This window comes from Microvirga sp. GN3, from assembly GCF_055792825.1.
In genome coordinates, this window is the sequence record NZ_JBVVAK010000190.1 from 1 (window position 1) to 12,851 (window position 12,851).

Annotated in this window: 12 protein-coding genes; 6 read left to right on the top strand and 6 right to left on the bottom strand. The window is 64.9% G+C overall.

Features of this window, described 5'->3' with window-relative positions; genetic code table 11:
* Positions 1 to 289: 289 nt before the first annotated feature.
* Positions 290 to 856: a VUT family protein gene (locus ACS5Q1_RS41760; RefSeq protein ID WP_473103751.1), complete on the bottom strand. Its 567-nt coding sequence runs from the start codon at positions 854 to 856 to the stop codon at positions 290 to 292.
* Between the two features lie 42 nt (positions 857 to 898).
* Positions 899 to 1,609: a 7-cyano-7-deazaguanine synthase QueC gene (queC, locus tag ACS5Q1_RS41765; RefSeq protein WP_473103752.1), complete on the bottom strand. Its 711-nt coding sequence runs from the start codon at positions 1,607 to 1,609 to the stop codon at positions 899 to 901.
* Positions 1,610 to 1,932: 323 nt separating this feature from the next.
* On the opposite strand from queC, the gene ACS5Q1_RS41770 reads away from it, so the two are divergent.
* Positions 1,933 to 2,679: a TetR/AcrR family transcriptional regulator gene (locus ACS5Q1_RS41770; protein ID WP_473103753.1), complete on the top strand. Its 747-nt coding sequence runs from the start codon at positions 1,933 to 1,935 to the stop codon at positions 2,677 to 2,679.
* 430 nt (positions 2,680 to 3,109) lie between these two features.
* Here the strand turns inward: ACS5Q1_RS41770 and ACS5Q1_RS41775 are convergent, their stop codons facing one another.
* A complete protein-coding gene (locus ACS5Q1_RS41775) occupies positions 3,110 to 3,457 on the bottom strand; it encodes a hypothetical protein (RefSeq protein WP_473103754.1) in 348 nt (115 codons plus the stop codon).
* Between the two features lie 305 nt (positions 3,458 to 3,762).
* Here ACS5Q1_RS41775 and ACS5Q1_RS41780 point away from each other — a divergent pair, with 305 nt between their 5' ends.
* The 3 genes from ACS5Q1_RS41780 (at position 3,763) to ACS5Q1_RS41790 (ending at position 6,890) form a co-directional block, all read left to right on the top strand.
* Positions 3,763 to 6,204, top strand: a complete 2,442-nt coding sequence (locus ACS5Q1_RS41780) for a PBP1A family penicillin-binding protein (RefSeq protein WP_473103755.1) — start codon at positions 3,763 to 3,765, stop codon at positions 6,202 to 6,204.
* 76 nt (positions 6,205 to 6,280) lie between these two features.
* Positions 6,281 to 6,436 (top strand): hypothetical protein, encoded by a 156-nt coding sequence (locus tag ACS5Q1_RS41785; protein ID WP_473103756.1) that lies wholly within the window; start codon positions 6,281 to 6,283, stop codon positions 6,434 to 6,436.
* Positions 6,437 to 6,551: 115 nt separating this feature from the next.
* The gene (locus ACS5Q1_RS41790; RefSeq protein ID WP_473103757.1) at positions 6,552 to 6,890 is read left to right on the top strand and encodes a hypothetical protein; all 339 of its coding nucleotides are present in this window, start codon (positions 6,552 to 6,554) and stop codon (positions 6,888 to 6,890) included.
* 176 nt (positions 6,891 to 7,066) lie between these two features.
* Here the strand turns inward: ACS5Q1_RS41790 and ACS5Q1_RS41795 are convergent, their stop codons facing one another.
* Together ACS5Q1_RS41795 and ACS5Q1_RS41800 are read right to left on the bottom strand one after the other, a co-directional pair.
* Complete coding sequence (locus ACS5Q1_RS41795; protein WP_473103762.1) at positions 7,067 to 7,561, bottom strand: MFS transporter; 495 nt, start codon at positions 7,559 to 7,561, stop codon at positions 7,067 to 7,069.
* The gene (locus ACS5Q1_RS41800; protein WP_473103758.1) at positions 7,492 to 8,325 is read right to left on the bottom strand and encodes an MFS transporter; all 834 of its coding nucleotides are present in this window, start codon (positions 8,323 to 8,325) and stop codon (positions 7,492 to 7,494) included. Before ACS5Q1_RS41800 ends, ACS5Q1_RS41795 begins: the two co-directional genes overlap by 70 nt.
* A gap of 575 nt (positions 8,326 to 8,900) precedes the next feature.
* Here ACS5Q1_RS41800 and ACS5Q1_RS41805 point away from each other — a divergent pair.
* Complete coding sequence (locus ACS5Q1_RS41805; protein WP_473103759.1) at positions 8,901 to 9,689, top strand: hypothetical protein; 789 nt, start codon at positions 8,901 to 8,903, stop codon at positions 9,687 to 9,689.
* Positions 9,690 to 10,221: 532 nt separating this feature from the next.
* Here the strand turns inward: ACS5Q1_RS41805 and ACS5Q1_RS41810 are convergent.
* Positions 10,222 to 10,623 carry a hypothetical protein gene (locus ACS5Q1_RS41810; protein WP_473103760.1) on the bottom strand — a complete coding sequence of 134 codons (402 nt, stop codon included), beginning with the start codon at positions 10,621 to 10,623 and terminating at the stop codon, positions 10,222 to 10,224.
* A 517-nt stretch (positions 10,624 to 11,140) separates the two neighbouring features.
* On the opposite strand from ACS5Q1_RS41810, the gene ACS5Q1_RS41815 reads away from it, so the two are divergent.
* Positions 11,141 to 12,481 (top strand): S8 family serine peptidase, encoded by a 1,341-nt coding sequence (locus ACS5Q1_RS41815; RefSeq protein ID WP_473103761.1) that lies wholly within the window; start codon positions 11,141 to 11,143, stop codon positions 12,479 to 12,481.
* Positions 12,482 to 12,851: the final 370 nt, after the last annotated feature.

The window sequence follows — 12,851 nt, forward strand, 5'->3', positions numbered from 1 at the left end:
TGTAGGTCTCATTCATCGAGACGTCTAAACCAGCGTAGTAGTCCATGGCTGCTCTCCTGTGCACGGGGCCCGCCGATGTTATCGGCATCCAGGGAGAGCCGCCCCATTACCCAATGTTGAAAAAGTCCGCAACTGCCGTCGTTCGCGTGATCAGCATACAGGATGCTGGGCCTCGTCCGGCACGGTGACGCTAGTAATAGACCGATGAAGTAGGTGCCGGGAGTTTTTCAACGAAATCTGCCAAACGGCGACGTTGGCCTGTCCTCAAATTCGCAGTCCCTCATCCAAGTCAGGTACACACAGGCATGCCAATCCGCTCATCGCGCCGACGCAGCCACGACAGCACCGGAATGCTCAATAGCACCATCCAGGCTTTGCCGATGATCTGCGGCAGCAGGAACTCAAGGCTACCGAAGGCCAGGAACAGGAACACTGCACTGTCGATGATCAGCCCCACAACACTGCTCGCGACCACTGCTAGGATAAGGCCGCGCTGCTGCAATGGCGTGTAGACACCCAGATCAGCCAGTTCAGACAACAGAAAAGCTGCCGTCGAGGCGAGAATAAGCGACGGGGATGCAAAAACAGCCGAGAGGATTGCGCCAACGCCAATGGCAGCTAGCGCCCAGTACCGCCCCAGACGCCGCTGAACGAGGTCGCGTAGCACAAGGGCAAGGCCGATCACCAGCACACCACTGGGGGCAGCCAGGCCTGGAGCCACGGGAATCAGGCATGGACCGTCCGGAACACAGACAGTTCCTACGTTGCCGACGAGCCAGTTGGCGGCCGGGATACAGGCGGTAAAGCCCACAAGGACCGCCAGGCCTTCCATTCTGCGGCGGAGATCAGAGGTCATGTGTGTAACTTCCAAAGAAACGATGATGATCCGCAGCCGAACCTAAGAAGGCTGTTTGGCCTGGTGCTCGCGGCAGGCCTCGATCCAGTAATCCGGGTCTTCGTACACGGTTGGATCCTCCAGGCCGGCGAGGTGAAAGGCCTCGCGCCGCTCGACACACGTGCCGCAGCGCCCGCAATGACGCTCGCCGCCCTGATAGCAGGACCAAGTGTCGGCAAAGGGCACGTCCAGTCGGGCACCCTCGCGCACGATGTCGGCTTTGCTCAGTCGCACGAACGGCGTGTAGAGCGCGATGCGCGCCAGACCCTCCAGCGCGTGGCGCTGCATGGTCTCGAACGCCTCGATGAAGTCCGGGCGGCAATCCGGGTAGATGAAGTGGTCGCCGCCATGGACCGCGGCCGACACCGCCTCGGCCTGCGCGGTAGCAGCAACGCCGAAGGCAATCGCCAGCATGATGGCGTTGCGGTTGGGCACCACGGTGATCCGCATGGTGTCTTCCGCATAGTGACCCTCCGGCACAGGTTCCCCGCTGGTGAGAGCTGATCCAGTCAGGAGGCGTCCGACGGCCGAGATATCGATGAGATCGTGCGGCACGCCGAGGCGCGCGGCGCAGGCCTGTGCCGAGGCCAGCTCCTTCCTGTGGCGCTGGCCATAGTCGAAGGACACGAGGCGCGTGAGCGTTTGCTCAGCCGCAACCTTGTGCGCGAGCGTGACGGAGTCCAATCCGCCGGAACAGATGACGAGGGTTTTCACCAGAACTCCTTGTTTTGACCGGGTAGGCTGCGACCGGATCGGCTGACGTGCCGACGAACGTTCAGCAAATGGAAGAAGTGAACGCGTGGCTTCACCAAGCACTCCTCCATCGGCGTCTTCAAGGCATAAGGACCAAGGCGAGCGCCGTGTCAACGAGAATACATTCCACCCTATACTCCTCCTCAACCAGACCTCGACTGTGCGCCAGAACTGCGCCGAGACCCTCAGCCGTGGGGGAATGTCCTCTTCTTGACCCCGGCAGGATGGGCGCTGACATGGCGAATGGGGTTTTCGGCCGAACGGTTTAGGGGCAAGAGTGGTGAATGTTGGGACCTGTTCGAGGCCGAAAGAGCTCCCGCGAGAGGATTCTCGACGCGGCTGCGGAGCTTGTGAGCGAGATCGGTTCGGGACGGCTGACGCTGGACGCCGTTGCCGAAAGGGCAGGTCTCAGCAAGGGTGGGCTTCTCTACAACTTTCCCACTAAGGACGCGCTGCTTCAGGCCATGATCCAGCGTCTCGTCGATGAGGTCGCGGCGGAGCGGGAGGCGCTCCGAGGTCAGGCGGAGCCCGGGCGCAACCTGGAAGCGCGCCTGTGCACGGCGGCGCTGCTCAAGCTGCGCCAGGGCAGGACGAAGGAGGTCGCCAATGGCCTGCTGGCCGCCTCGGCCGAGAACCCGCGCCTGCTCGATCCCGTGCGCGCGGTCAACAAGGCGACCCTGGAGAACCTGAAAGCCACGTCGGACGATCTGGACGCGGCGCTGTTGGGCTGGCTGGCCGTTGAGGGCCTGAACAGCTTGGAAATGCACGACCTCAGCCCCTTCTCGGAGGAGGAGCACGAGCGGGTCGTCCAAGCGGTCAACCGCCTGTTGCGCAAGGGCATCGCAGAGTGGCGCCCTCAGGCGCAACACCACTGGGGAAGCTGTGGTGACGGATTCCAGCTTCCACCGCGGGTGGTTGAACCGGGTCGGGCAAGTCAGGCGCAAGGTAGACGAGGCGCATCGGAGGCGCGGCACCCGTCCTTCGTGCCGATTGAGGTAACTCATTCATGGACCTGCGCTCGGAAGGTCTGAAACGGGTCAAAGCGTAACGTTAAGCAGACCAAATGAAGGTCCGCTTCACCCTCCTCTTGCAGAAGCTTGAATTAGGGCGCGTGGCGAAGCTCAAGGGCCGAGGCTCAACCTTCTTGCCTGCCTTTTCTGGTCATGGACCGCAGCGGCCCACCCGAGCACCAGTGCGCCGCCTACAAAATCGAGGATCAACTGCGCCAGGAAGTGCGGGAGCAAGACCGCGGAGGGAAGCTGCGAGTGATCATGCAGTAGATGGTACGCCGTGGCAGCCAGAATGCCGAGACCGCCCCCGGTCGCGGCCGCGATGGCAACGCTCTAGGGATCGACTGACGCGGATTTCATGGTGGTTCTTCCCGATCAACGCGCGGTCTTCTCCCTCGCACGCCATTGGTTGATAATACGGAAAGGCACCTCGGCGAACTCCGAACCGTGGTTAATACCGATAGCCATAAGACGGATAGGGCTGGTACCCGTACGACGCCCCACGGGGAGCCCGTCCCCAGCCGCGGCACTTGCGCTCTTCCTTGTACTCGCCGTTGCGCTCCCACTTGCGCTCGACCTTGCACCGGCCGTCGTCGAATTCCTGCTTGAAGGCACGGCGCTCGCGGCGGGGACGCTCGTAGCCATAGCCGTATCCTCGACGGGGGTAGTCGTAGCGGTGCTCGTAGCCGCCACGCCAGCGGCCGTGGCCACTCTCGTCCTTCCAGGGATCGGCAGCGGCACTGCCCGCCCATCCGACCAGGATCAGGCTCAATGCGGCAGTCCATCCAAGAACCTTCATGACACAACTCCTTACACGCTCATGGCGCGAACGTGAGCAACCTTCGGAAGGTTACGCTACCCGAGACAGCCTGAACCCGTCCTAAACGGTGGCTCCGGCCCCGAGCCGTGTGCGGGCCGCTTGCCAGGGACGAAAACCGGCCGTCTCGGGGGCGCGGCAGCAGGGACCCTTGATCTGCCACGCTTGGCTTCGGCACAAGGCAGCCTGCCCGGCGCACCGCGAATCGCGAAGCCGGGTTGTACAGGCGCAGCAGCGGAGAGCCGAGGATCGTGACGACACCCACCCCAACTTCGGATGAGCCTTCGGTGACCAAGCCGCAAAGGGACATCCTGTCGTTGGCGGAACCAGGGCCACCGCCTGCCCCTTCCCGCTTCGAATGGCTGGCCGCGCGGGTGGCACCGGTCGGCCGGAAGGCCGTGGCGGAAGGCCAGTGGCTCGCCGGAATGGTCGCGGCACGGACCAACCCCGCCGCTGCGAAGACAGCCCGCCTGGCCCGCGTCGCGGCCGACCGCACGGCGGCGGTGTTCGGGCCTTGGCGGGAGCCCATCGTCCAAGGAGCAAAGCGTACCGGCGCGGGCGTACGTCGCGTCCTGGCTCGCATCCGGCTGCGACACCTCCTCATCGTCGGCAGCAGCTTCGTCGTCCTGCTGGTCCTGATCGTCGGCTACAGCATCGCGACCCTGCCCCTGGATGGCGGCTTGCAGGTCGACCCGACCCCGAGCGCCTTGGTCGTCGAGGCGGACAACGGCGAGACCTTCGCCACCCGCGGCGTCTTCAAGGGTACCAAGGTCACGGCGGCCGACGTGCCTGCCCATCTCGCCCAGGCGGTGGTGGCCATCGAGGACCGCCGCTTCTACAGCCATCTCGGCATCGATCCCTGGGGCATCCTGCGGGCCGCCTGGCGTAACTGGCAGGCCGGCGGCACCCGGGAGGGCGGCAGCACCATCACCCAGCAACTGGCGCGTCTGCTGTTCCTGTCGCCCGACCAGACCCTGCGCCGCAAGATTCAGGAGGCGGTCCTGGCGCTCTGGCTGGAGCGCCAGCTCAGCAAGGAGGAGATCCTGCTGCGCTACCTGAACACGGCCTATTTCGGCTCGGGTGCATACGGCGTCGATGCGGCCGCCCAGCGCTACTTCGCCAAGCCAACAAAGGACCTGTCGCTCGCCGAGGCCGCCATGCTCGCCGGGCTGGTCCGGGCACCCTCCCAACTCGCCCCCACGCGCAACCTCGGGGGTGCGAAGGAGCGGGCCGACACCGTCCTCCAGGCGATGGTCGAGACCGGCGCGATCACGACAGAACAGGCAGAGGCGGCACGGGCCGAGCCGGTGAACCTGCGCGTGCCGCCGGAGACCCCACCCGGCACCAACTACTTCGTCGACACCGCCGCGGCCGACGTGCGCCGCCTGCTCGGCGGCGCCTCGGGCGACCTGACGCTGCGCTCCACGCTTGATCTGGAACTTCAGCGGCTCGCCGAGGGCATCATCGAGCGCCGGCTCGACGCCGAGGGGCAGAAGAAGAACGTCTCACAAGCGGCCTTGGTCGCTTTGGCACCTGACGGGGCCGTCCGCGTCCTCGTCGGCGGCCGCGACTACGAGGCGAGCCAGTTCAATCGGGCCACGCAGGCCCGGCGGCAGGCCGGTTCGCTGTTCAAGCTCTTCGTCTATCTCGCGGCGATGCAGAAGGGCTACGATCCCCAGTCGATGGTCGTCGACCGTCCAACCCAGCTCGGCGACTGGGAGCCGCAGAACGCGAATGGGCGCTTCCGCGGGCCCGTCAGTCTGCGCAATGCCTTCGCCCAATCGATCAACACCGTCGCGGTGCAACTCGCCGACGAGGTCGGCATCCCGGCGGTGATCGAGACGGCCAAGCGTTTGGGCATCCAGTCGGAACTGCCCGCCGTGCCGAGCCTGGCGCTCGGGTCCGCCGAGGTGACGCTGCTGGAGATGACCCGCGCCTATGCGGCAGTGGCCACCGGCAACCTGGCTCTTGAGCCGTACACCGTTCGCTCGATCCAGGGTTCAACACAGCAGGCCCTGTTCACCCGCCCGGGCACCGGAGCACGCACAGAAGGGCTTGGGGATAGCCGAGCGGCGATGCTCGACCTCCTGCAAGCGGTGGTGCGCGAGGGAACCGGCAAGGCGGCACGCCTCCCGAACGTGCCGGTGGGCGGCAAGACGGGCACCACACAGGAATACCGCGATGCCTGGTTCGTCGGCTTCACGCCGGATCTCATCGTCGGGGTCTGGGTCGGCAACGACGACAACGCGCCCATGAACAAGGTGGTGGGCGGCGATCTGCCGGCGGAGATCTGGCGGGATTTCATCAGCCGGGCCGCACCTCTGCTTGCCAAGGACAAGCGCCAGGCTCCGGCAGCCCAGGTGGCTGCCACCCTTACGAATGATCCTGTCCCGGCCGCCGCAGGAGTCGACCTCGTGCGCGGGGTTCCGGAGGTGCTGGATACCGGGACCTTGAGCATCCGTGGGACGGTCCTTCGCCTGGAGGGCATCCAAGGCGAGCGTGGCAATCTGGCCCGGCAGCTCGCCCGGTTCCTGCGGCGGCGCGAGGTGATCTGTGCTGCAAGCGACACTCCTGGGGTCCAGCGCTGCCGGATCGGGAACTACAATCTCTCCGCGATCATCCTGGCCGCAGGTGGCGGACGCGCGACGCCGGATGCGCCGGAGGAGCTCCAGGCGGCCGAGGACCAGGCCCGCTCGGCCTGGCTCGGGGTGTGGAGACGCAGGCGGTAGAACACGGGAACCCGCTGAAGCCCAGGTGTGGTGGCGTGGTATGTGGAGCGGAGTAAATTGCTGAGACATCCATGAGATGTCGAAAGGGTTCGCCTTGGCACACCGGGAACAGCATGGGAATCGTGAGGCGAAGAAGCCCAAGAAAGAGCGGCCCAAAGGAGGCGTCGCCGTCGGGGCCAAGAAGTGGGCCGTGAGCGAGATCGTCGAGGCCCAGACGAACTCCAAGCACTAGGTTCAGCCTCTGTGCCTCGAGACCCGCGAGTTGATCTGCCACGAGGATCAGGGGGAACGGTGGCCGGTGAGGCCGCGTTGGAGAGCAGAGCTTAACCTAGGTTAAGGGGGCAAACATGCGCCTCGCACCAAGAGAGCTTCTGCTGACTGCGATCGTCATCGCTAACGGGGTCGCCGGCACGATACCCTCGGCACAAGCGCAGGGCCAGCCTCAGACCTCCGAGACCCTCAAATCCGAGAGCACCGGGCCACAGGATCCCCGCTCCACCGGGTCGGTCGGCCGCTCGCCCGAGCCGCTCAGCGATAAGCTGAATCGTACCGATGGCGTGATCCGTCCGCCCGCCACCATTGCCCCCGACATGACCGTCCGCCCACCGGTTCCGAATCCTGGCACCACGCCTGTCATTCCACCTCCGGGCACGCCAGGCGGCGACCAGAGCATCGAGCCGAAGTGACGGCAGCCTCGACAGCCACTTGGAGTCACCATGCGGTTAGCTTCTGGCGCTGCCCTGCTCGACCACATTATCGAACGCGCCCACGAGATCATTGACGAGTGCCCCTCGTGCGCGGGCACGGCTTCGGAGATCGCGATGTGGGTCAACGAAATCCGGAAACGCCGGCCGCATCCGCATCAACATTCCTCCGGCGGCTTGATGGCCGAGAACTGCCGCAGCAGCGTCAGGTCGTAGACCGCCTTCAGGGTGCCGGCGAGCACGAGCGGCCAGCCGAACGGCGAGACGGTCAGCAGCCAACCGGACAGGAGCGGGGCGACGGCCGAGGCGAGGCTGCGGGGCACGGCGGTGACACTCGCGGCGGCAGGGCGCTCCTCCGGCCGGACCACCGCCATGACGTAGGAGGACCGGGTCGGGACGTCCATCTGCGACAGCAGGCTCCGCAGGATCAACAGCCCGAAGGCGGTCCAGATCGTCGGCGCGAAGGCGGTCAGGATCAGGAAGAGACTCGACGGCAGGTGCGTGAACACCACTGTGTTGATCAGCCCGAACCGTTTGGCCAGTGGCACCGCCGCGAAGTACGACACGGCGGAGCACAGGCTGGTCACGAAGAAGATGGCCCCGATGGTGGCGATTCCGATGCCGAACCGCTCGCTGAGCCAGATCGTGAGCAGGGCGTTGAGACGAGGCCGCCGCCGAAGGCGTCGACCGAGAACAGGGCCGCCAGCCGATAGATGATCCCGCGCGAAGGACCCAGCGGTGCCGGCGGGGCGTCCGTGCCCGCTTCGACTTGAGGCGAAAGGTGGCGGTAGAGCAGGAACGTGATCAGTCCCAGCAGGCCGTAGAGGCCAAAGAGAACGGCCGACGTCGTTTCCGGCGCGACGACCAGTGCCAGCCAGTCGACCACGCCGACGGATAGAGCCCCGAGGGCGCCGAAGAAGGCACCGACGAAGCTGTAGCGGGCGAACGCCGCCGTCCGGTCCTCGTCGGCGACGACATGCGAGAGGACGGTGTGCTCGAGCGGCAGGAAGACGCTGACGTCGCCGCCGGATGGATTGAGCGTGCCGACGAAGGCGATCACGAGCAGCGGCCAGAACGCCTCGATCCCGGCAAATCCCAACCCGGTCGCCACCATCAGGAGGGCCGCAGCCCGCAGGGCCGGACGCCGTGGGATCCGGTAGGCGACGAGCCCGAGGGCAAGCGTCAGCAGGGCCGAGCCCAGCAAGGAGGCGGTCGAGAGGAGACCGACCCCGAAGGCATCGTAGCCGAGATGCGAGAGATGCACCGGCAACAGGATCGCCACGTAGCCATCGCCGAACGCCCGCAGGGATCGAGCCACGAGAACCCGCCTGATGTCCGGCGATGGACGTTGGTTTGAAGGGATCCGGACGCCCGCCTCGGAGCGAGGGTCGGCTTCAATGGTGCTGGTTGATGGCATGCGGCGTCCCCTTCGAAAACAGGACGCGATGCTTGGGCATGCCGCCTCGTGGGGAGATCGCGATCCCCATGGCCTCAGTAGATGTCCCTACGATTCCTCTGTCAACTGGGCGAGTATGTCCGTGTTCTAAGGTCGCCTTCGGGTCAACCTTTCACCTTCCGGCCGCCCAACGAACGTCGGCTCATGACCGCCGAAGCGGACCAAGTGCTTACGTCTCAGGGGTGCCAAAAGCTGTCGGTAGGCAGGAAAGCGAAGGCACCCACCCACACTACTTAAAGTACAGTCGAATTACTGCTTAGCTTATCGCTTGACACATAAAGTGATTAGATCGCTTTCACTCATCTCGGATATGGTAGAGGTCGCATTTTCAGCGCTTCATGCGGCGCACCAACGAGCCGGCCAATGTTCATCACCTTGCCGCGCTGCAATTTGCGAAGCCGGGCATTGAAGCCGTCATGAGGTAATCATGGCACGCTGGTGGCGACATATCCTCATTGCGGTAGCAAGCACCGCTGCCGCTCTCCCCCTGCGGGTTCAACTTGACCTCGGCCATAGCTCCAGCTTGCCCATCCTGGATGGCGCAGCTTTCGCCAAGGGCGGTGACCGTTCCGGGGGCGATGGGGGTGGAGGCCGCGGCGGCGGCGACGGCAATGGAGGCGGGAAAGGCGGTCAGGGCGGCAAAGGTGGTGGCGATGGGGGGCGCGGCGGGAAAGGCAGCGATGGCAGGTCCGGCGACGCAGGCGGCACAGAAGGTGGAAACGGGAATGCCGGCGGCGGCAAGGCTGGCTCACCTGGAGGGAGCCCGGGCGGAGGCAATGCAGGCGCAGGTGGCCCAGGTGCGGGCAACAAGGGCGGAGAGCGAGGTAACGGTCAAGGCGGGGGCAAAAGCAACCCTGGCCAGGGTGGCCAAAGCGGCGGACCCTCCGAAGGTCAACGCGGTGACGGAGGCGGCACAAACGCGGGGGCGAGTGCCGGTAACAGCAATGCTGGAGGAAACTCCCAAGGCCAGGGCAAAGGAGGCAGCTCGGGAAGCAACTCGTCCGCAGGCTCCGGTGATGGAAAGTCAGGCAACGGCGGGAGCGGCAAAGGACGAGGCGGCAAGGGGCCAGACAAGACCGACGGCGCACGGGGCGGAAACACGAGTGCCCGCGGCAGCATGGGATCCGACGCGGCCGAAGCCGGGTCTGGTCTGGGCAACGGTAAAAGCAACGGCGGAAGCAAAGGGACCTCGAAAGGCAGTCCTAGTGGCGTCGGCTCGGTTCAGGGCAGCAGCAATGCTGACGGCAAAGGCGGCAAAGCCGGAGGCAAGAGCAGTAACGCTAGCGGGAACAGCGGCACGAGGACGAGAGGAGACGGCAGCGTAGCCGGCAGCACCGCCAGCGCAGGATCCAGCAAGGGTAAAGCTGGCGAGGATAAGGCTAGAGCGCAGAGAGCCAACGGTGCCCCGAAGGCTGGTGACACGACTACCTCTGCGAGCGGCACGGGAAGCTTCGCCAAGACAAGCAAGGCAGGTAACAGCGAAAGCCAACGCGGCAGCCCGAAGGCACAGGCGATCGCCAGTCCAACCGCGACGAGACAGGGCAAGACCGCCAAATCTGACCAGCAAAGGTCCGGTCGGACAAAAGCTGCCACTCAACCATCTGCGACATCAACGAAACCAACCCAGGCAAAGGTAGAAGTAGGTGCCTCCGTTGGCTCAACACCACTGAGCCAGGACACCGCCGCGATGCCCGACCAACCAACTGCGAACCCTGCCAACGCGTCCGCTCAATCAGCCGCTCCGACGTCTGCGACTTCACAGGATCCAGCCGAGACGCAGGCCGCACAGGCAGATGCTCCCGCTAGCTCCGCTCCGATAAGCCAGAGCTCATCCCCCGCATCAGAGCAGGCAGTTGATCAGGCTCCTACGGCTTCTCCGACATCGGCAAGTGCCAGCTCGACGCCGGCGAGCGAGACGCAAGCGCCCACCCCGGCGCAGGAAAAATCGCAGCCATCTAGCACGACAGAGACGGTACCGGCAGACGCCTCCACCAGCTCCACCCCGACGAGCCAGGATGCGGTCCCCGGGGCCGAATTGTCGACAGAGACACAGCCCTCCACAATCTCTCCGGCTCCGGTGAGCTCCAGTCCAGCCCCGTCGAGCCAGGACATAGCCGCTACACCTGACGAGCAAACGGTGAGCCCTGCCCCGGCACCCTCGCCGGCCACGACGAATTCCCAGGAAACAGCCGAGACGGAGGCTGTACAAGCAGGCTCGTCCACCAGCTCCACCCCGACGAGCCAAGCCTCAGTATCCACGCTCGATCAGACATCATCGAGCCAAACTCCGGAGTCCTCCCCGGCCCCCACGAGCTCCGAAGAAACAGCCGAGACGGAGACTGCACAACAAGCCTCCTCGACCACTTCGACCCCGACCAGCCAGGCCTCAGTACCTACGCCTGAGCAGGCATCATCAAGTCCAGCTCCAGAGGATACCCCGGCCCTCACGAGCGAGGTCATGGCCACGGAACCCGACCAGCCTGCGGACCAACCACAAGCCGTCGCCGAGGTGCCGACAACATCACAGGGTTCAGCCGAGTCAGGGCCTGTGCAAGCAGACGCTCCGACCGGCCCAGCCTCAACGAGCGAGAGCATAGCTTCTGCATCCGAGCAGGAAACCTCGCCGACACCGGCAACATCGGAGGTTTCAACCCAGACGGAGACTGCGCAGGCTAGTGCCACCAGCCCAACGCCGACGATCCAGAGCACAGTCCCGGCATCCCCCGAGCCCATTGGGAGCTCGGCGCCAGCTCCGGCATCGGCGAACACCCATCCGATGCCGACGAGTCAAGGCGTGGTGACCACATCGGATCAGCAGACTTCGAGCGCATCCCAGGTGGGCTCCAAAGCAGGCGCGTCGACGCAGACGACCTCACAGGCATCAGCCCAGGCAGAGTCCGTGCAAACCGCCAGTACTCTCACCAGTGCGCCCGATGCCGTCGACCCACGCCCCAAGCCGCGGCAATCCACGAGCTCCATCCTGGCGTCGGGCCTGTCCCGGGACGATCTGACCAAGCTGACCGCTCAAGGCTTTCACGTCGAAACCCAGACGAAAGGCCGGGTCGTCCAGCAGGTGGTCAGGCTGCGCGTTCCCCAAGGCGCATCCCTGACGCAGGCCCGGCAAGCGGTCCGTCAGGTCGATGCTCGGGCTTCAGCGGATTTCGATCACTACTACTATCTCGATGAGGGCGTGGATACGTGCACTGGCCTTGAGTGCAGGGCGACTGCTCTCGTGAACTGGTCAGTGTCCGACGCAGCTCAGTGCGGCCCGACGCCTCTCATCGGCCTGATCGATACGGGCATCAACCTCGAGCACGAAGCCTTGAAGGACCAGGCGATCGAGGTTTTGCCACCTCCAGCATCCCATGCTGACGCCTCCTTGCAGGATCATGGCACCGCGATTGCGGCCCTCCTTGTCGGACGGCAAGGGAGCCAAACGCCTGGTCTCCTGCCAGATGCGAAGATCGTCGCGGTCGATGCCTTCTACCGCGACGGCGGCACTGCTGATCGGACGGACGTGATGTCCCTTGTGGCCGGCGTTGAGGCATTGGTCGAGCGTGGTGTGCAGGTCATGAACCTGAGCCTGTCAGGCCCGCCGAATGAGGTCCTCCAGAAAGCCATTGAGGCAGCCCAGGCCAAGGGCATCGTAGTCGTCGCGGCCGCGGGAAACAATGGTCCCGGCGCAGAACCGTCATATCCGGCCGCCTATCCTGGGGTCATCGCGGTAACAGCAGTGGATCAGGAACTGAATGTGTACCGGCGCGCCACGCAAGGCGGATATGTCGACCTAGCTGCGCCCGGGGTGAATATCTGGACAGCATCGTCGAAGGGCAGCGGTGCCCTGAAGACAGGCACATCCTATGCCGTCCCCTTCGTGTCCGCCGCAACAAGCCTGTTGTTCGCGTCCAATCCCACGTTGGACTCCAACGTGGTTCAGTCCCGTCTGCAAGCGCGCACTCGCGACCTTGGGAAGCCCGGGTGGGATCCGACGTACGGGTTCGGCCTGATCCAGGTGGCAGGCCTGTGCGCACAACCCACGGAGCCGGCACCGGTGACAGCAGCCTATGAGCAGCCGGCTGCTTTACCTTTTGGAGCACGGACTTCAGACGTGCCTTGACCCGCGACATGCAATCTTACTTTGGGTGCAAAAAGGCGGCTGAGTGTATTTGCGAGCGAGGCCGTGCTTGAGGCCATTGGTACATCTGTCTCGGCCCATTCGGTGTGCCGGTACACCTTGAGAGGCCGGCGCGAGGCACCGGCCGTCGCCCGACTACTCTGACGAAACAACACCCTCGAGGAAGCGCATGGGATCGTCGAGAACCACACGCCATTCGTCTATCCTGCATCCTGTACGCGGTGAATGTCCGCTAATGGGATGGACCGGCCGTGCTTACCGGCGCACCCTTCATCTGGGGCGCCCAGCACGAGGACTTGAGCCATGCCCAAAGCTCCGCTTCAGCAAGTTGCCACCCTTGGCATCGACATCG

Excerpts from the sequence above, each read along its gene's own strand:
- ACS5Q1_RS41760 (WP_473103751.1), bottom strand. The coding sequence starts at position 856 with ATGACCTCTGATCTCCGCCGCAGAATGGAAGGCCTGGCGGTCCTTGTG.
- ACS5Q1_RS41770 (WP_473103753.1), top strand. The coding sequence starts at position 1,933 with ATGTTGGGACCTGTTCGAGGCCGAAAGAGCTCCCGCGAGAGGATTCTC.
- ACS5Q1_RS41775 (WP_473103754.1), bottom strand. The coding sequence starts at position 3,457 with ATGAAGGTTCTTGGATGGACTGCCGCATTGAGCCTGATCCTGGTCGGA.
- ACS5Q1_RS41785 (WP_473103756.1), top strand. The coding sequence starts at position 6,281 with ATGTCGAAAGGGTTCGCCTTGGCACACCGGGAACAGCATGGGAATCGT.
- ACS5Q1_RS41790 (WP_473103757.1), top strand. The coding sequence starts at position 6,552 with ATGCGCCTCGCACCAAGAGAGCTTCTGCTGACTGCGATCGTCATCGCT.
- ACS5Q1_RS41800 (WP_473103758.1), bottom strand. The coding sequence starts at position 8,325 with ATGCCATCAACCAGCACCATTGAAGCCGACCCTCGCTCCGAGGCGGGC.
- ACS5Q1_RS41805 (WP_473103759.1), top strand. The coding sequence starts at position 8,901 with ATGGCGCAGCTTTCGCCAAGGGCGGTGACCGTTCCGGGGGCGATGGGG.
- ACS5Q1_RS41815 (WP_473103761.1), top strand. The coding sequence starts at position 11,141 with ATGCCGACGAGTCAAGGCGTGGTGACCACATCGGATCAGCAGACTTCG.